Source organism: Stenotrophomonas sp. 89682_Sma (assembly GCF_056481405.1).
This window is the reverse complement of record NZ_CM151147.1, coordinates 4,036,616-4,055,006: the sequence shown is the minus strand read 5'-3', so window position 1 is coordinate 4,055,006 and position 18,391 is coordinate 4,036,616. Positions and strand designations below refer to the sequence as shown.

General features: G+C 66.5%; 16 protein-coding genes. 10 read left to right on the top strand and 6 right to left on the bottom strand.

The features are described from left to right. Positions 1-153: 153 nt before the first annotated feature. Genes ACZK29_RS18675 through gnd form a run of 3 tightly spaced genes read left to right on the top strand, consistent with a single transcriptional unit; the run spans position 154 to position 2,910 of the window. Positions 154-738 carry a DUF2242 domain-containing protein gene (locus ACZK29_RS18675; protein WP_111202603.1) on the top strand — a complete coding sequence of 195 codons (585 nt, stop codon included), beginning with the start codon at positions 154-156 and terminating at the stop codon, positions 736-738. A 17-nt stretch (positions 739-755) separates the two neighbouring features. Further along, positions 756-1,994, top strand: coding sequence for a hypothetical protein (locus ACZK29_RS18670; RefSeq protein ID WP_111202604.1), 1,239 nt, complete (start codon positions 756-758; stop codon positions 1,992-1,994). Positions 1,995-2,004: 10 nt separating this feature from the next. Continuing rightward, positions 2,005-2,910, top strand: a complete 906-nt coding sequence (gene gnd / locus ACZK29_RS18665; RefSeq protein ID WP_006470430.1) for a phosphogluconate dehydrogenase (NAD(+)-dependent, decarboxylating) — start codon at positions 2,005-2,007, stop codon at positions 2,908-2,910. Positions 2,911-3,265: 355 nt separating this feature from the next. Here the strand turns inward: gnd and ACZK29_RS18660 are convergent, their stop codons facing one another. Further along, complete coding sequence (locus ACZK29_RS18660; RefSeq protein WP_478446350.1) at positions 3,266-4,309, bottom strand: oxidoreductase; 1,044 nt, start codon at positions 4,307-4,309, stop codon at positions 3,266-3,268. Between the two features lie 170 nt (positions 4,310-4,479). Here ACZK29_RS18660 and ACZK29_RS18655 point away from each other — a divergent pair, with 170 nt between their 5' ends. The 4 genes from ACZK29_RS18655 to ACZK29_RS18640 all read left to right on the top strand — a co-directional run bounded on the left by ACZK29_RS18655 (position 4,480) and on the right by ACZK29_RS18640 (position 8,869). Continuing rightward, complete coding sequence (locus tag ACZK29_RS18655) at positions 4,480-4,863, top strand: BON domain-containing protein (RefSeq protein WP_049429380.1); 384 nt, start codon at positions 4,480-4,482, stop codon at positions 4,861-4,863. Positions 4,864-5,098: 235 nt separating this feature from the next. Continuing rightward, positions 5,099-6,916: a sensor histidine kinase gene (locus ACZK29_RS18650; RefSeq protein ID WP_111204398.1), complete on the top strand. Its 1,818-nt coding sequence runs from the start codon at positions 5,099-5,101 to the stop codon at positions 6,914-6,916. Further along, complete coding sequence (locus tag ACZK29_RS18645) at positions 6,913-7,353, top strand: response regulator (RefSeq protein WP_005411057.1); 441 nt, start codon at positions 6,913-6,915, stop codon at positions 7,351-7,353. The genes ACZK29_RS18650 and ACZK29_RS18645 overlap by 4 nt, the downstream gene beginning before the upstream one ends. 4 nt (positions 7,354-7,357) lie before the next feature. Continuing rightward, complete coding sequence (locus ACZK29_RS18640) at positions 7,358-8,869, top strand: ATP-binding protein (protein ID WP_059035445.1); 1,512 nt, start codon at positions 7,358-7,360, stop codon at positions 8,867-8,869. Positions 8,870-9,127: 258 nt separating this feature from the next. Here the strand turns inward: ACZK29_RS18640 and ACZK29_RS18635 are convergent, their stop codons facing one another. Beyond that, positions 9,128-9,265 carry a hypothetical protein gene (locus ACZK29_RS18635; RefSeq protein ID WP_165710999.1) on the bottom strand — a complete coding sequence of 46 codons (138 nt, stop codon included), beginning with the start codon at positions 9,263-9,265 and terminating at the stop codon, positions 9,128-9,130. Positions 9,266-9,309: 44 nt separating this feature from the next. After that, positions 9,310-10,053, bottom strand: coding sequence for a proteasome-type protease (locus ACZK29_RS18630; protein WP_012481280.1), 744 nt, complete (start codon positions 10,051-10,053; stop codon positions 9,310-9,312). Positions 10,054-10,145: 92 nt separating this feature from the next. On the opposite strand from ACZK29_RS18630, the gene folK reads away from it, so the two are divergent. Then, the gene (gene folK, locus ACZK29_RS18625) at positions 10,146-10,631 is read left to right on the top strand and encodes a 2-amino-4-hydroxy-6-hydroxymethyldihydropteridine diphosphokinase (RefSeq protein WP_478446349.1); all 486 of its coding nucleotides are present in this window, start codon (positions 10,146-10,148) and stop codon (positions 10,629-10,631) included. Positions 10,632-10,691: 60 nt separating this feature from the next. On the opposite strand, the gene ACZK29_RS18620 is transcribed toward folK, so the two are convergent. Further along, positions 10,692-11,429, bottom strand: a complete 738-nt coding sequence (locus ACZK29_RS18620) for a pteridine reductase (RefSeq protein WP_024957037.1) — start codon at positions 11,427-11,429, stop codon at positions 10,692-10,694. Positions 11,430-11,488: 59 nt separating this feature from the next. Here ACZK29_RS18620 and ACZK29_RS18615 point away from each other — a divergent pair, with 59 nt between their 5' ends. Both ACZK29_RS18615 and ACZK29_RS18610 read left to right on the top strand, forming a co-directional pair. Then, entirely contained in the window at positions 11,489-12,673 is a 1,185-nt protein-coding gene (locus ACZK29_RS18615; RefSeq protein ID WP_111204394.1) for a class I SAM-dependent methyltransferase, read from the top strand. Continuing rightward, on the top strand, positions 12,670-13,062 hold the full coding sequence (locus ACZK29_RS18610) for a VanZ family protein (protein ID WP_111204393.1): 393 nt from the start codon (positions 12,670-12,672) through the stop codon (positions 13,060-13,062). The genes ACZK29_RS18615 and ACZK29_RS18610 overlap by 4 nt, the downstream gene beginning before the upstream one ends. 117 nt (positions 13,063-13,179) lie before the next feature. Here the strand turns inward: ACZK29_RS18610 and ACZK29_RS18605 are convergent, their stop codons facing one another. Next, positions 13,180-15,537: a beta-N-acetylhexosaminidase gene (locus ACZK29_RS18605; protein WP_111204392.1), complete on the bottom strand. Its 2,358-nt coding sequence runs from the start codon at positions 15,535-15,537 to the stop codon at positions 13,180-13,182. Between the two features lie 111 nt (positions 15,538-15,648). Then, positions 15,649-18,357, bottom strand: coding sequence for a TonB-dependent receptor (locus ACZK29_RS18600; RefSeq protein ID WP_111204391.1), 2,709 nt, complete (start codon positions 18,355-18,357; stop codon positions 15,649-15,651). Positions 18,358-18,391: the final 34 nt, after the last annotated feature.

The following is an 18,391-nucleotide window of genomic DNA, read 5'->3' as shown; positions in this document are numbered from 1 at the left end:
CCCGAGGGGCCGGCATTGCCGGCCCCTCTTCGTCTGGGGACCTCATCCCGGTGCTACCTGCGCATGAACCGGGACCAACGTGGGCGGCGTTGTCGACCTGCCGCACACGGTGGCGGGACTACCCTTGGCGGTACCGTCCTCGCAGGAGTACCCATGCGGGCCTCCCGTCTTTCCAGCGTTGCCGTGGCGCTCTCCGGCGCCCTGATCCTGTCGGCCTGTGGTGGCCGTGCCGCCGACAGCACCCTGCTGCGCGAATCCTTCGATTCCGGCGATACCTTCTCGCGCACCGTCGATGGTCGCCCGGGGGATGCGTGCGAGGCTGCGCGGCGCACCCTGCTCAGCCAGGGCTATGCCATCGCCCGTTCCGACGCGGCGCAGGTGGAAGGCAACAAGAATTTCCAGCCACGCGAGGACGATCACGAACAGCTGGTGCTGCGTATTTCCTGCGCACCGCGGGGCAACCAGACACTGGTATTTGTCAGTGCCGTGCAGGATCGCTATGCGCTGAAGAAGAGCCCGACTTCGGCCAGCGTCGGTGTCGGCGCGCTCGGATCCGTATCGCTGCCGTTCGGCAGCAATGACGATTCGCTGGTGAAAGTGGCCAGCAGCACGGTCACCGATGCCGAGTTCTATCGACGCTTCTTCCAGCGCCTGCAACAGTACCTTCCGGCGGACGCTGCCGCGCCCCCGGCGGCGACAACGCCCGAACCCGTAGCGGCCCCCACGGACCAGGGGTGAGTGTGCGTGGCAGGCTGATGGGCGTGGCGCTGCTGCTGGTGCCCGCGCTGGGCGCCGCGTCTACGCCTGTCGACTGCGTGCAGGGCCTGTTGCAGCGATTGGGCTGGCGCTTCGAAGAGGCGGCGGTTGCCTTGCCCGAGGTGCAGGGCGGCCCGGTGTGCACGCGTGCCTCGCTGGCGGCGGCGCAGGCAGCAGGTGACCTGCACGTGCGCTGGCCCGCGGTTCTACCGCCAGCATCGCGCCAGGCGCTGCTGCAACAACTGCTGGCTGATCCAGCCACGGTCTGCGCCTACACCTTCGAGCTGGGTGCAGCCACGCGACGTGCCGCGACTGCACTGCAGGGCAATCCAGGATTCCGTTTCTCTGGCCTGCAGCTGGGCTGGATCGGCTTCGGCCTGCACGGCGCACAGGCGCAAGGCTGGCAGCGCACGCGAAGCTTCGGCCGTGGTTTCGTGCCCACTGCGGGCAACAGCCAGGCGCTGCAGGCGTTCTACAGCGGCAATGTGCGCGCTGAATGTGGAGTCGGCCGCCAGGTCGCTCAATTGGCCACCCAGCGCGAACTGTATGGCGACACGGCATTCGATGCTGAATTTGCTGCAGACGAACTGTCGATCGGCACCTTCCTCGCGTTGCATGTTACCGACAGCATCCTGCTCGGCGCGCATGCGGGTGATTTCTTCGCCGATGGCAAGGGGGTACGTACATCGGCGATGGGCCGGCAGGCCTTCGTCGGCGTGCCTGGTTTCATCGAACATGTGTACGACAAGGGCACGCTGGACGACCTGAGCAACCAGGCCGAGAACTTCGTGGTGGTGTCGGTGGGCGACGAGGCCGCGCAGGCGTTGGCCGCGCACGGCGGCCTGGCCTGGTACGACCAGCGCAATGCCGAGCTGTGGACACTGGCGCAGGGCATTCCGCGTGTTGGCCTGCGCTATTTCGAGCGCTTGCTGTTCGAGCGCGATGCGCAGCTGCGCGCGGCACTGGCACCGCGTTACCGCGACACGCTGGCACGCATGGACCAGCTGCTGGACGATCCGTTCTACCAGCAGTTCGTGATCTATGTGCACCCGCGCGGTATACGTCCCATCGGCTACCACATCGCCCGCCTGCTCGACCGCAACCCGCGAACCCCGTTTTCGATCGACCTGGCAGTGCACAATCTGCATACCACGCTCTACCGGCGTTGGCGCGAGGCGCAGCTGCGCCACTGCGCGGCTACCGGCAGGCCAGGCAGCCTGACCCTAGACCCCAACTGAAGGTGAAACAATGGATATTGCAATGATCGGCCTCGGCCGCATGGGCGCCAACATGGCCCAGCGCTTGCATCGCGGTGGCCACCGCGTGGTCGGCTACGACCCGGGCGAAGGCGCCCGCCAGCGTGCCGCCGAGGCCGGCCTGGAGGTGGTTGATTCGCTGGCCGCCGCGGTTGCCGCGCTGCCGGTGCCGCGCGTGGTGTGGCTGATGGTGCCGGCCGGCGAAACCGTTGACCAGACCCTGGGCCAGCTGACCCCGCACCTGGCCGAAGGTGACATCGTCATCGACGGCGGCAACTCCAACTACCAGGACTCGATCCGCCGCGCCAAGGCGCTGGCCGAGGATGACCTGGGCTACGTGGACTGCGGCACCAGCGGTGGCGTGTGGGGCCTGCAGGAAGGCTACAGCCTGATGGTCGGTGGCGAAGCGTCGGTGGTGGAGCAGATCGCACCGCTGCTGCGCACGCTGGCACCGGCCGAAGATCGCGGCTGGGCACGTGTCGGTCCGTCTGGTGCCGGCCACTTCACCAAGATGGTCCACAACGGCATCGAGTACGGAATGATGCAGGCCTACGCCGAAGGTTTCGCGCTGATGGAGCGCAAGCAGGAGATGGAGCTGGACCTGGCCCAGGTGGCCGAGGTGTGGCGCCACGGCAGCGTGGTGCGTTCCTGGCTGCTGGACCTGAGCACCGAAGCACTCAAGCGGAATCCTTCGCTGGATGGCATCGCACCGTATGTCGAGGATTCCGGCGAAGGCCGCTGGACCGTGGCCGAAGCCATCGCGCTGGACGTGCCGGCACCGGTGATCACGTTGTCGCTGCTGGAACGCCTGCGCTCGCGTGAATCCAATTCGTTCACCGACCGCCTGTTGTCGGCGATGCGCAACGAGTTCGGCGGGCACGCCATCAAGAAGTCGTAAGCCTTGCTGGGGTCGGACCCCTTTCCGCAGGAAAGGGCTCTGACCCCATGAGGCCACACGAGCGCATTCCGATCATTTCCACGCCATCCACGCATGGCGTGGATCTACTGTGCCGACCAACGGTCGGCACCCACCAACAGCCGCGGGAAACTGTCGAAGGCGGGGTGGGTCCGGTTGCGGGGGTGTCCGCGGCATGGATGCCGCGGCCAAGCCCCCAGGGAAGGGTTTACGGCGTCCCCCGCAACCGGACCCACCCCGCCATCCCACGGATAGCCGGCTTTTGCTGTTGCTGTTGAGGTTGCCGGCCAGCGGCCGGCACTACCGCTTCTGAGGGTGCAGGGCGCAGCCCTGCCGGTCACCCCAACCGCACCCGCCGCCCCTCGCGCGAACTCTCAATCCCCGCCTGCAGCAACCGCATCAGCTGCAATGCCTGCACCGGACTGACCGTGGCCTCGCCATCGCCATGCATCGCCGCAGCGAACTGCGCATACAACCGCCGGTAGTCACCGGGCAGATTGTCGACGGTGCTGCGCTGCACGTTGTCCTCGGCATCACAGCGCACCAGCTCGCCATGCCGCGGGTCGATGCCCCAGCCGGGCGCACCGGGTGCAACACCACGGCGCAGCTGCGCTTCCTGCACATCCAGGCCATGTTTGATCCAACTGGCCTTGCTGCCATGCACGCTGAAGCGTGGTGGGGGCGCTGCCACCAGAGAACCGGAATGCACGATCGCGCGATGCCGTGGGTAGTGCAGCACGGCGTGGAAGTAATCGATGCCGCTGCCGCCATCGCGCTGCACGGCCAGGTCCGCATCGATCGCTTCGGGCCAGCCGAACAGCACCAGCATCTGGTCCAGCAGGTGCGGGCCCAGGTCGTACCACAGGCCACTGCCGGGACCGTCCTGTTCGCGCCAGCGGTCGCGCACCTGTGGACGGTAGCGATCGAAGTGCGCATGGCACTCGGCAATGTCGCCGAGCTTCCCGTCCGCAAGCAGCGCCTGCAGCGTGAGGAAGTCGGCATCGAAGCGCCGGTTCTGGAACACGGTGGCGATGCGTCCGGCATCGCGTGCCGCAGCCAATACCGTTTCCGCTTCAGCCACGTCCAGCGCGAACGGCTTGTCGACCAGCACATGCTTGCCCGCAGCCAGTGCCGCGATCGCCAGCGGCGCATGCTGTTCATTCGGCGTGGCGATCACTACGGCATCCACGGCCGGATCGTCGAACACCTCCTGCGGCGTGGCACGCACGTGGACGTCGCTGAACGCGCGCAGCAACGTGGCGCGCTGCGAACTGACGATGCTGTGCAGCGCCAGGCCGGGTGTGTGCTGGATCAGTGGTGCGTGGAAGACACGGCCGGCGAGGCCGTAGCCGATCAGGGCCAGTTGCAGGTCGGGGCGCATGACAGAGCTCCGGCAGTGGGAAGGGCAGGGTAAACGACGCGGGGTCACGAGCCAAAGCTGAACGGTTGTCGTTGCAGATGCCCCGATTCACGGCGGCATGACCGCAACGCCACGCCTGCTCTACGTCGGTTTGTCCAGACTGGCAGCACATTCCGTAGGAGTACGACACGATGAGCAATACGACCCGCACGCTGATTGCCTCCGCCCTGACGCTGGGCCTGGCGCTGTCCTCCTCGGCCGCATTCGCCAAGGATCCGGCGGCAAAGAGCCCGCCGACCAGCGCGCATCCGGCGACCCATGCTGATCGCCACGATTCCAACGAGCCTGTGACCGATACCTGGATCACCACCAAGGTGAAGGCCGACCTGCTCGCCAGCAGCAACGTTCCGGGTACCGAGATCAAGGTGGAAACCGTGAACGGCGTGGTCAGCCTGAGCGGTGCCGTGGCCACCCAGGCCGAGAAGGACAAGGCGGTCACCACCGCCAAGGGCATCAAGGGCGTGACCCGCGTCGATGCCGCCGCATTGAAGGTCAGCGCTGCCGCCAAGCGCTGAACCCGATGGGCACCCCCGCGCGGGGCGCCCGTTGAGCTGTAGAGCCGGGGCCATGTTCGGCTGGAACTCCAAGGCAGCCGAGCATGGGCTCGGCTCTACAGGCCTGACGACTCTCAACCCGTTCAGCCAGCCGGACCGGAACGCCCGCCAGTGTGACCGCCTGCGCTATATTGCCGGTTCCGCCGCAGCCGGGCATGTCCCGGCCGACGCTCCGTGGCCGTGCTGAAGAGGAACTATGGCGCTGGTTTTCAGTGACGACATCTGGGACCGCTGGCGGTTGCCGGCCTTGGCGCTGGCGGCCGCCGCGATCATCGTGGTGCCGTGGTTGACCCTGCGCAAACTGCAGCAGGACAACGAGCAGGCAATGGCCTGGGTGAACCATACCCAGGCCGTGGGCGTGGCCCTGCAGCAGCTGCAGGCGGATGTGCGCGACGTCGAATCGGCCGCATTGACGCTGTCCAAAGGCGTGGACGCACCTGGGCTGCGCGAGCGCATGGCCGCAGCCAACGACATTCCCGGGCGCTTGGCCGAACTGGGGCGGATGACCCGCGACAACCCTGATCAGCTGATCCGCATCGGCCGTATCGAATCGATGCTCGAAGGGCGTATGGCGCTTGCCCGCGAGCTGGCCAGATCTGAACCCAACAGCGATCAGCGCGAGCTGGTGAAGGACCTGAGCACGCGCTATCCGATCCGTGGCCTGGTGGAAGAACTGCAGGCCAGCGAACAGCAACTGTTGACACTGCGGGCCGAGCAGGCGGCGCGCCAGCGCAAGCAGACCGAGCTGGTGTCATGGAGTTCGCTGGTGATCCAGTTGGGACTGCTCGGCCTGGTCCTGTGGCTCTTGCAGCGGCAGATCGGGCGCCGCCTGCACGCCGAACGCCAATCGCTGCGCTCGGCGGCACGTGCGGCATCGGTATTGCAGACCGTGCGCGAACCCATCGTGCTGCTCGACAGCGACCTGCGCGTGCAGCTGCACAATCCGGCCTTCGCCGAGCTGTACGGCCTGCAGGACGAGCGTGCCGATGGCCTGCTGCTGGAAACAGTCGGTGACGGCGCCTGGAAGGACGCCGTAGTGCGCCAGCGCCTGTCCGATGTGCTGCTGCGCGGCCGCGAGCTGTGGGATTTCGAGCACGAACAGCGCACCGCCGATGGCATGGCGCGCTACATGCTGCTCAATGCGCGGCGCATGCCGTTGCCGGATACCGATGACGAAGTCGTGCTTCTGACCATCAGCGATGTCACGGTGCAGCGTGCCGTGCAGATGCGCGTGGAAGAGCTGAACCGCCAGTTGGAGGGCAAGGTTGCCCAGGTATCCGAAGTCAACCGCGAGTTGGAAGCGTTCAGCTACTCGGTGTCGCACGACCTGCGCGCACCGTTGCGCCACGTCGCCGGATTCTCCGACAAGTTGTCGCGTCACCTCGGTGATGGCGCCGACGACAAGAGCCGTCATTACCTGGAGGTGATCTCCAGTTCAGCGCGGCGCATGGCGGCCTTGATCGACGACCTGCTGGTCTACTCGCGTCTGGGCCGCGTGGCGATGCGCCAGCAGGCGGTGGACATGCAGTCACTGGTGGCCGATACCCGCGCCATGCTCGATTCCAACCTGCAGGCTGAGGCCGAGAACAGCGGCCATGTGCACCAGGTGGAGTGGAGCATCGCACCGCTGCCGATCGTTGTGGCCGACGAGAACATGATCCGCCAAGTATGGCTGAACCTGCTCGGCAACGCGGTGAAGTATTCGGGCAACCGCGAGCCGGCGAAGATCCGCGTGGACTACCAGCCGCAGCCCGATGGCGGTCATCAGTTCACGGTCAGCGACAATGGTGCAGGCTTTGACATGGCCTATGCCGGCAAGCTGTTCGGCGTGTTCCAGAGGCTGCACAAGGCCAGCGACTACCCCGGCACCGGTATCGGCCTGGCCAGCGTGCGCCGCGTGCTGACCCGCCATGGCGGCCGTATCTGGGCCGAGGCCGAACCGGACGTCGGCGCCACCTTCCACTTCTACCTGCCTCCCGCGATCGATGCGGACAAACAAGGGCCTTCTGCATGACCACTTTGCGCACCATTCTTCTCGCCGAAGACAGCCCGGCCGACGCCGAAATGGCGATCGACGCCCTGGAAGAGGCGCGTCTGGCCAACCCCATCGTGCACGTCGAGGATGGCGTGGAAGTGATGGACTACCTGTTGCGCCGTGGTGCCTTCGCCAACCGCGAGGAAGGCCTGCCGGCGGTGCTGCTGCTGGACATCAAGATGCCGCGCATGGATGGCCTGGAAGTGCTGCGGCAGATCCGTGAACACGAAGAACTCAAGCGCCTGCCGGTGGTGATCCTGTCGTCCTCGCGCGAGGAAAGCGATCTGGCCCGGAGCTGGGACATGGGCGTGAATGCTTATGTGGTCAAGCCAGTGGACGTGGACCAGTTCTTCGGCGCCGTACAGACGCTGGGCAAGTTCTGGGCGTTGATCAACCAGGCACCGGAACTCGAGTGAGCCCATGCCCTTGACCGGTCCCGCCCTGGGGGCGCTGCGCATCCTGCTGGTGGAGGACTCACCGGAAGATGCCGAGCTGATGTCCGAACAGATGCTCGATGCGGGCCTGGAGGCCCGCTTCGAGCGTGTCGAGAGCGAGGCCGAACTGCGCCAGGCACTGGCCGCGTTCCAGCCGGACATCGTGCTGTCCGACCTGAGCATGCCGGGGTTTTCCGGTGATGATGCGCTGCGCATCGTGCGCGAGACCTCGCCGGAAATACCCTTCATCTTCGTCTCCGGCACCATGGGTGAGGAGAATGCGGTGGCGGCGCTGCAGAAGGGCGCCAATGACTACATCATCAAGCACCAGCCGGCGCGGCTGCCGTCGGCGGTGGCACGTGCGATCCGCGATGCACGCAGCGCGATCGAGCGCGCACGGGTGGAAACCGAGCTGATGCGCGCACAGCGCCTGGAAAGCCTGTCGCTGCTCGCAGCCGGGCTCAGCCACGACCTGCGCAACATCCTGCAGCCGTTGCTGATCATGCCGGACCTGCTGAAGGCGCGTACCGACGATCCGCAGCTGCACCACCTGGCCGATGTCATCGCCGAGTGCGGCCGCCGTGGCCATGAGATGGCCGAATCGATGCTGTCGTTCGTGCGCGGTTCGCGCAAGCCGAGCGAGCGCATCGAGATCGATGGCCTGTTCGATGCGGTGGCACTGCTGTTGCGCAGCAACGTGCCTGATGCGGTGCGCCTGGAGTTGCAGGTGCAGGACGAAGGCCTGGTGGTCGACGCCAACTACACCGAACTGCAGCAGGTGATGCTGAACCTCGCACTCAACGCGATACAGGCGATGCCCAACGGTGGTCGCCTGAGCCTGACTGCCAGCCATGCCGGCCATCGCGATGGCGTGGACTGGATGCACATACGGGTCGCCGACGAAGGCATCGGCATGGATGCGGACACGCTGTCGCACCTGTTCAATCCGTTCTTCACCACCAAGGCCGACGGCACTGGCTTGGGGCTGATTTCCTGCAAGCGCATCGTCGAAGGTGCCGGCGGCAGCATTCACGTCAGCAGCCAGCCGGGGCAGGGCACCTGCTTCGAACTGCGCCTGCCGATGCACGACGCCATCGATGGCAGCGAGCCGATCGAACAGCTGGTGGCCTTGGGCAGCGGCCAATCGATCCTGGTGGTCGATGGCGAAGCCACGCGCCTATCGCTGCTGGGCAATGCGCTGTCCAGCCAGGGCTACCAGCTGCAGTTGGCTTCCGATGGCCCGGCAGCGCTGCGCTGGATGCAGCAGGAGGCGATGCCCGCGCTGGTGATTGCCGATGCCGGCTCCAAGCTGCTGCCGGCCAGCCAGCTGCTGGGCGAGATGGCGACGTTGGGCTATCGCGGCCCGGCACTGGTACTGGAAGACCCGGCAGTGCCGGTCGCGGCCGATGCCTTCCCGGACGGCGTGGAGGTGCATGTGCTGCACAAGCCGCTGCAGATGCAGCAGGTCTTCCGCGCCGTGGCCGAAGCGCTGGGCTGATGCCCCGGTAGTGCCGGCCTCTGGCCGGCATCCCTGTGTGGCGGGATCAACGCGGTTGCCGGCCAGCGGCCGGCACTACCGTTCGGCAGTTTCCCAGGGGAAGCGTGGCAGGGCGTCCACCGCCTGTTCCAGCCGCAGCAGATGCAGCAGGTCTTCCGCGCCGTGGCCGAAGCGCTGGGCTGATGCCCCGGTAGTGCCGGCCTCTGGCCGGCATCCCTGTGTGGCGGGATCAACGCGGTTGCCGGCCAGCGGCCGGCACTACCGCTCGGCAGTTTCCCAGGAGAAGCGTGGCAGGGCGTCCACCGCCTGTTCCAGCCGCTGCAGATGCAGCTGGTCTTCCGCGCAGCGGCCGAAGCGCAGGGCTGATGCCAGGTAGTGCCGGCCGCTGGCCGGCATCCCAGTGTGGTGGAATCAATGCGGTTGCCGGCCAGCGGCCGGCACTACCGTTCGGCAGTTTCCCAGGGGAAGCGTGGCAGGGCGTCCACCGCCTGTTCCAGGCGCCGTGACCAGTTCTGGTGGATGTCCGCATACAACGTTGAATCCGCGCCGAGCCGCAGCTGCTGCCCGATGCGCAGTTCACCATCACGCAGCAGCGCCAGGTCGATCGGCAGGCCTACCGACAGATTGGAGCGAATGGTCGAATCCAGCGACACGATTGCCGTGCGCGCCGCGTCCTCCAGGCGTGTGGCCGGGCTGAGGATGCGGTCCAGGATGGGCTTGCCGTACTTGGACTCACCGATCTGAAGATAGGGCGTCTCCGGCGAAGCGGCGATGGCGTTGCCGAGCGGGTAGATCATGTACAGCCCGGGCCGCTCGCCAGCGATCTGGCCACCGAAGATCAGCGTCGCCTGGGTGTTGACCCCGTCATGGCCGTGCTCGCTGTGGCTGCTGTGCACCTGGCTGTCCACCAGCAGCTGGCCGACGTACTCGGCAGCTTCGAACAGATGGGTCATGTCGCGCAGGTTGGGCGTGCGCCGTTCACCGGCGTCGCGCCCCAGGCGTGACACGAGCAGCTGGGTGGTGGCCAGGTTGCCAGCCGCCATCAGCACGTAGGCTGCCTGGCCGGGGTACTCGAACACGTGCAGCTTGCGGTGCACGCGCACATCGTCCAGCGAGGCATTGGTCCGGGTGTCGGCAGCGAAGACCAGGCCTTCGTCCACCTCGATTCCAACGCAATAGGTCATGTCGGTGCCCTATCATGTGCGTCCCGGATTGTAGGCAGGCCGCCGTGACGACGGCATGTCCACGCCCCCCCAAGTGCCGTCACCTGAACCGCATGACCACCGTGCTCCTGAGCCTGGGCAGCAACGTCCAGCCCCGCCGCTACCTCCACGCCGCGGTGACGGCCCTGCGCGAGCGCTTTGGCGCACTGCAGGTGTCACCCGCCTACCGTACTGCCGCGGTCGGCTTCGATGGCCCGGCCTTCCTCAACAATGCGGTGGCGATCGAGACCGATCTGCCACTGCAGGAACTGGACGACTGGCTGCATGCGCTGGAAGACGCGCACGGCCGCGATCGCAGCGGGCCGCGCTTCTCCGACCGGACCCTGGACATCGACGTGGTGTTCTACGGCGACCTGGTGGTGGAAGGCCCCGGCCACCTGCGCATTCCGCGCCCGGAACTGAAGCATGCCTTCGTGCTGAAGCCGCTGGTGGACATCGCGCCGGGATTCATCGACCCGGTCAGCGGGCAGGACCTGGCCACGCTGTGGCGGGCGCACGCGCAGTTTGGCGAAGCGTTCGAGGTGGTTGACCTGGATTGATGGAGGTTGCCGGCCAGCGGCCGGCACTACCGGTAGTGCCGGCCGCTGGCCGGCAACATCTCAGCTGACCGTGCGCCCGCCGTCCACGCGCAGGGTATGGCCGGTGACGAAGCTGGCTTCGGCTACCAGCCAGTAGACCGCTTCGGCGATCTCCTCGACCGTGCCGATCCGCGCCAGCGGCGTGCGCGCCAGCAACGCCTCGCGGGCGAAATCGTCCTTGCCCTGTTCCGGCCACAGGATCGCACCCGGCGCCACCGCATTGACCCGCACCTTCGGCGCCAGCTCCAGTGCCAGCGAGCGGGTGGCCATCTCCAGCGCGGCCTTGGCCATGGTGTAGGCGATGTGGTCGCGCATCGGGTCGGTGCCGTGCAGGTCGGTCAGGTTGACGATGCAGCCCTGCTGGCGGCGCAGGTAGGGCGCCGCGGCCTGTGACAGCAGCAGTGGCGCGCGCGCGTTGACCGCGTACAGCTCGTCCATTGCCTCGGCAGTGACCTGGCCGAGCGGGGTGGGGAAGAAGTTGGAGGCGTTGTTGACCAGCGCGTCCAGTCGGCCGAAGTGGGTGACCGCCTGTTCCACCAGGTCGGCCAGGGCGTCGGCGTCACGCAGGTCGGCCTGCAGGGCCAGCACGCTGCCCGGGCGCACGTTGTCGAAATCGAACGCGGCCTGCTGCAGCTCGGCGCTGGAGGTATTGGCGTGCAGCACCACCGACCACCCACAGGCGTGGAACTGGCGGGCGATGGCCGCACCGATCCGGCGCGCGCTGCCGGTGATCAGGACCACGGGGTGGGTATCGCTCATCGAGGGTCCTCCAAGGCTCGGCTATCCTGTGCACCATTGTCACCGCATTCGAAGACGCCATGCAGCCCACCTTCCCCCTGCCCGAAGCCGATGCCCTGGCCCATAGCGACCAGCTGGCGGCCGCCCTGCGCGCCGAGATCCTTGCCCAGGGCGGGGCGATGCCGTTCTCCCGCTTCATGGAGCTCTGCCTGTACACCCCCGGCTGGGGCTATTACAGCGCCGGTGCCAGCAAGTTTGGTGGCAGCGGTGACTTCACCACCGCGCCCGAGCTCGGCAGCCTGTTCGCTGGCAGCGTGGCCAATGCGCTGGCACCGGTGTTCGCCCAGCTGGGTGCGCAGGCGCGGATGCTGGAGCTGGGCGGCGGCACCGGCGCCTTCGCCGAGGCCGTGCTGCTGCGCCTGGCCGAGCTGGATGCGCTGCCGTCGCGCTATGCCATCCTCGAACCCAGCGCCGACCTGCGCGAGCGCCAGCAGCAGCGCCTGCAGCAGAACCTGCCAGCCGAGCTGGCAGCGCGCGTGGACTGGGTCGATCGCCCGTTCGAGGAGGACTGGGAGGGCGTGGTGTTTGCCAACGAGGTGATCGACGCGCTGCCGACTCCACGCTTCCTGATCCGCGATGGCGAGGTCTACGAGGAAACCGTCGAGCTTGATGGCGAAGGCAATTTCATCCGCGGCGCGCAGCCGGCCGACATCCTGCTCAATGGCGCGGTGCGCCACATCGAGCGTTATCTGGAGAGGCCTTTCGCCGAGGGCTACCGTTCCGAAGTACTGCCGCAGCTGCCGTACTGGCTGCAGGCGGTGGCCGGTGGCCTGCAGCGTGGTGCGATGCTGTTCGTCGACTACGGCTACAACCGCGGCGAGTTCTACCAGCACGATCGTGACGACGGCACCGTGCGAGCCTTCTACCGCCACCACGTGCACAACGACGTGCATCGCTGGCCGGGCCTGCAGGACATCACCGCATCGGTGGATTTCACCGCGATGGCCGAGGCGGGCGCCCACGGTGGTTTTGAACTGGCCGGCTACTGCAGCCAGGCCAGCTTCCTGCTCGGTAATGGCCTGGACCAGGTGCTGCTGCTGGCCGAGGAGCGCACCGACGAGGTCGGCCGCATCCAGTTGCGCGACCAGGTGAAGAAGCTGACCCTGCCGACCGAGATGGGCGAGCGCTTCCAGGCGATCGGCCTGCAGCGTGGCGTCGATTTCGAACCGGCCTTTGAGCTGGGTGACCTGAGCTGGCGCCTGTGAGTGGGGCGCTGCCGCTGATCAAGCCACTGCGGCGGCCGCGGTTGTGGACCGCACTGTGGGTCACCGCGGTGCTGCTGGTGATCGTGGTCTGCCTGATTCCACCGCCGCCGATTCCGTTGCCGGAAAACAGCGACAAGGGCGAGCACTTCCTCGCCTACTTCATCCTGGCCGGCAGCGCGGTGCAGCTGTTCCGCCGCGGGCGTCCGCTGCTGTGGGTGGGCGTGGGACTGGTGTTGATGGGAATTGGCATCGAATTCGCGCAGGGCACGCTGACCAGCAATCGCACTGCCGACCCGATGGATGCGCTGGCCAATACGATCGGCGTGCTGGCCGGCATGGCCACGGCCCTGAGCCCGCTGCGCGACCTGCTGCTGCGCTGGCGCGGGTAAGGTTTCTGTAGAGCCGAGCCCATGCTCGGCTTCCTCCCAAAGGCAGCCGAGCATGGGCTCGGCTCTACAGTAGATCCACGCCATGCGTGGATCGATTGCGCCAGGACAGGCCTGGGGTCACTTCCCCAGCCTGACCTCATCCAGCACCCACATCGCCGGGCGCGTGTCGCCGGTGAAGTTGATGCACAGGTCACCGGTGCCCTGCGTGCCCTTCGGCAGCGTGGCCTTCAGCGTCACGAAGCCATCGGCATCCGGCTTGGTCGGCAACGGCACTTCCGCCAGCACCTTGCCGTTGCAGTCGCCACGACGCACCCGCATCTCGCCGTGCGCCCGCCTGGCCTTCTCGAAGCGACGCTTGGGTTCGTCGTGAGCCAGCTGGAAGTAGTACGGAATGCGGCCGGCACGTACTTCCACGCTGCCGATGCCGTCCAGCTGCGCCTGCGGCCAGCGCCAGCATGGCTGGAAGATGTCCACGTTGAACACCGCACGGTTGCCTTCGCGAGGGCCATCGTCTTCCAGGCGCAGTACCAGCCCCTTCGTGCCCACGCAGCTGAGCAGCTCATCGCTGCGGCGGCTGAGCAGCGACTGGGCAGTGAATGCCGCTACCGTCGGCTTCGCCGCCAGCATCTGCCCCTGGTAGAACGCCGCCGCCTGCACGTTGGCGGGCAGCGTCGCGGTCAGCGGCTGCTGGTACAGCGGCGACTGCGCGCTCACCGGTTGGCCGTCGGTGCTGTAGCGCACTTCGTAACCCAGCGGATTGGCCAGCGACACCGTCACCGTGTCGGCCGCGCGGTTGTCGGTGTAGTCCACGCCCACTTCAAACGGCGTCTGTGCGTAGGCCAGGCCCCAGGCACGGTAGCGCTGCAGCTGGGACGGCAGGCGCGCGAGGAAATCGCGGAAGTCGCGATGTTCCGGCGTGCTCCAGCCGGTCTCGGCCACGGCGGCCAGGCGTGGGAACAGGTTGTGCTGCAGGCGTGCGTAGCTGCGCGTGTGCTCGGTGAACATGTTGGCCTGCAGGCCGAGGATGTGGCCGCGCTTGTCGGCGGCCAGCTCGGCCGGCACCGGTTCGAAGTTGTAAAGCTTGCCGAGATCGACCTGGGACGGACGGCCCGGTGGTTCATTCGGCGAGGCGGTCTGCAGGTAGTCCAGGTACAGGTAGCCGACCGGCGACATGATCACGTCATGGCCGGCGCTGGCCGCAGCCAGTCCGCCTTCGGTGCCCTGCCAGGACATCACCGTGGCCTGCGGCGGCAGCCCGCCTTCGAGGATCTCATCCCAGCCGATCAGGCGCCGGTCGTGCTCCTCCAGGAAGGTCTCCAGGCGCTTGATGATGTGGCTCTGCATGGCCATTTCATCCTTGATGCCCAGCGCACGCATGCGCTGCTGCACCTGCTTCGACGCTTCCCACTGGTCCTTCACCGCCTCGTCGCCACCGACGTGCACGTACTTGGCCGGGAACAGGTCGATCACTTCTTCCAGCACGTTCTCGAGGAAGGTGACGGTGCTGTCTTCCACGTTGAACAGGTTGGGGAACACGCCCCATTCGCTGATCGGCTTCAACGGCGTATCGATGGTGCCCAGCTCCGGATACGCAGCAATCGCGGCAGTCGCGTGGCCCGGGACATCGATTTCCGGGATCACCTGGATATGCAGCTTCGCGGCATAGGCGATCACTTCGCGGATCTGGTCCTGGGTGTAGAAGCCGCAGTACGGATGCTCCTGGCCGCTGACCGGATCGATGCCGCCGTCACCGGCTGGCAGGCGGCAGCTGCCCACGTCGGTCAGCTTCGGGTAGCGCTTGATCTCCATGCGCCAGCCCTGGTCGTCGGTCAGGTGCCAGTGGAAGGTGTTGAGCTTGTGCGCGGCCATCGCGTCGAGCACGCGCTTGATCTCGTCCAGGCTCTGGAAGTGACGGGCGGAATCGAGCATGAAACCGCGCCAGCTGAAGCGCGGCGCGTCCTGGATCTGCACTGCCGGCAGCACGCCGTTGCTGCCGCCGGTGGCGAGCTGGGCGAGGGTGGTCGCGCCGTAGAACAGGCCGGTTTCGTTCCCGGCCTGGATCAGCACGCCCTGCGCGCTGCTTTCCAGCGTGTAGCTTTCGCCGCTGTCGCGGAAGGTGGGCACGATCTGGAAGCGGATGCTGCCCGACGTGCCTGCCGCCTTGCCCTTGGCCGGTGCAAGGCGCGGACCGCCGCTGCGGGCCAGCAGGTCGGCGAACTGGTTGGCGACGCGCTGCGCGGCTTCGCTCTCGGCCTGCAGCACGGTGTCGGCGCGGACGGTGATGCCGGTGCCCTGGCCGCGCTGCACGGCGGCCGGGGCCGGAATCAGCATCAGGCTGCCGGCGCGCAGCAGCGGGCCGGGTGCTTCAGCGGCAGGCGTGGGATCGGCGGCGAGTGCCGGTAGTGCTGGCAACAGCACGAGCAGGCTGCCCAGTAGCACTGCGTTGCGCATCCGGGCGCGGGAAGGCTTGACCATCGGTACGACTCCTTGGAACGGTGCGATGAACGCTATACATGAAAAACGCCGGGCCCGGAATGACCCAGGCCCGGCGTGCGTGCACGACTCGGCGATGTTGCCGCCGCTGGATCAGTACTTGAAGCGGAAGTTGAGGTAGTACTGGCGACCGTTGCTGTAGAACGAGGTCGGGATGGCCGCGGTCTGGTAGTACTTGTAGGTCGGGTTGTTGAGGTTGAGCGCATCGAAGCTGATGCTCAGCCAGTCGGTGGCCTTGTAGCTCAGCGACGCCGACAGGGTGCCGAAGTCATCCTGGTAGTACGGGTTGGCGCCGGACAGGCCGATCAGGAACGACGAACGGCGGGTGTAGCTGACGCGTGCACCGAAGGTATCGTTTTCGAAGTAGGCACCGACGTTGTAGGTGTTCTTCGAAGTGCCCAGCAGGTTGTCGCTGCCGTCGGCCCAGGTGTGATCGGTGCTGCCATCGGCGTAGGTGTAGTTGGCATTGACACCGAAGTACTCGCCGATCGGCTGCTCATAGGCCACTTCGATACCGCGGACCTTGCCGTCGGCATTGCGCGGGCGGGAGATGTTGTATTCCTCGAGACGGTTGGTCAGCTCGCTGAACAGCATCTCCTTTTCGGTGCTGAAGGCCACGTAGTCCTTCAGGCGCATCGAGTAGGCACCGATCGACAACATGCCGCGCGGCATGAAGTACCACTCCAGGTTGGCATCGAAGTTGGTCGACACCACCGGCTTCAGCTTCGGATTGCCGCCACCGCCGGTCCGGTTCAGGTCCGAACCGTAGGACGAGGCACCCAGTGCCGAGAAGTCTGGCAGGGTCTGGGTCTGCGAGGCGGCCACGCGCAGCACCAGGTCGTCGCGAAGGTCGTACTTGAAGTTGGCGCTCGGCAGCACGCGGTTGTGCTTGTTCTCGAAAGCTTCGCGGGTCCACGCGCCGAACAGGCTGCTCACGTCCGGCACGGTCGAGCCGGTGGCGGCGGCGTAGGTATCGATATCCTGCTTGATGTTGACGTAGCGCAGGCCGACGTTGCCGCTCCAGCGGTCGCCGCTGAAGTTGCCCTGTACGTACGCGGCGAAGTTCTTCTCGGACACCTTCCACTCGGCGCCGTAGTTGTGGCGCCCGGTCGGGCCGTCATTGCCGGACAGCCAGGTGGAGTTGTTGGTCACCGCTTCCTTCAGCGCACCCGGGGTGAAGTACCACAGGTCACGCGGGAAGCTGCCTCCGATGCCGTTGGCAAAGCCGCCGGGGAAGTTGGCGGTAGCGCCGTTCTTCAGCGCATTCCAGATCGCGCCCGGGGTTGCGCCTTCCGGCGACTTGGCCTCGCGCTTGTGGTCGCCGAAGCGGGCGCCGAAATCGATCGAGTTCAGTACGCCAGCGTCGGCGAAGTACTGGTTGAAATCGAGCGTGGCCCACTTTTCCTTGTCGATCGCGGTGACCTGCTGGTTGCCCCAGGTGCCGAAGTCGGTCACGCCGCTCGGGCCGATGTTGCCACCGACGTTCCAGTCGATCGGCGAGCCGTTGCCGTGGGTTGCCCAGGTGGCGCCGCCACCACGGGCCAGGTTGACTTCGGCGATGTACTGGCGCGGCGTTTCGCCGGTGCCCTTGGTGCTGCCAGCCTGGAACTTCATGCCCAGGTTGTCGCTGATCTGCCAGTCGGCATCGAAGGTGATGTAGTTGGTCTTGGCCTTCGACTCGCGGTAGATCATGTCGTACACCGCGTAGTCGCGGTCGGCCTGGCCGGCGAAGGTGGCGTTGGACAGCACGCCATCCTTGACGACGTAACCCGGATTCGGGGCCTGGCCCGGAATCAGGATCTTGTTGCCATTGGCATCTTCAACGGTACGGTCGTTGAGGATGCGGCCGCCCCACAGCATGAAGTTGCGGTTGTAGTTGTTCGCCTTCAGTTCCGAGCTGAAGCCTTCCAGGCCCAGGGTCAGGTTGTCCATCGGCTTGAACTGCAGCGACACCAGGCCGCCCTTGCGCTCGCGGGTCTGTTCGAACAGGGTCGAGCCGAGCAGGCCCGGCGCGTACACGCCGGCCAGGTCCGGGTTGGACTTGGCCACGGTGCCATTCGGATCGATCTGGAAGAAGCCGCCCGGGATTTCCTGCGCTTCGCGGCGCAGCTCGCGCTTCTGGCTGAAGGCCTGCACCATCACGCCGAAGGTGCCTTCGTCGTTCTTGTAGTTGAACAGTGCCGACAGCTGCGGGTCGTTGGACTTGGCCTGGTCCGAACGCACCATGCCGATGGAGCCTTCCGCAGTGAGCTGCTTGGAGAATTCCAGTGGCTTGCGGGTGAGGATGTTGACGGTACCGGTGGTGCCGCCGTCCTGCAGCTTGGCCTGCGAGGACTTGTTCACTTCCACCGAGCGCACCAGTTCCGACGGCAGCAACGAGTAGCTGACGCTGCGGCCCACGTTGTTGCCCTGGCTGAGCACGAACCAGTCGGCGGTGCCGACGGTGTGGCCGTTGATCAGGGTCTGGGTCAGGCTCGGGCTGGTACCGCGCAGGCTGACACGGTCGGCTTCGTCGAAGCCGCCTTCGTCGGCGCTGGACGAGCTGATGTTCACGCCCGGCAGGCGCTGCAGGGTGTCGGCGACATTGTGCGCGGGCAGCTTGCCCACGTCTTCGGCGGTGACCACTTCCACGCGTGCATTGGCTTCGCGCTTGGTGTCCAGCGATTTTTCCATCGACCCACGGATGCCGGTGACCTGCACGGTATCCAGGTCGGTGGCGGTCTGGGCGGCCTGCTGCGCATGCGCACTGAAGGCGATGCAGCTGACGATGGCGGCCGAAAGCAGGGTCTTGCGGGTGTTCATGATGTCTCTCCTCATCACTCGATTGGGTGCCGGC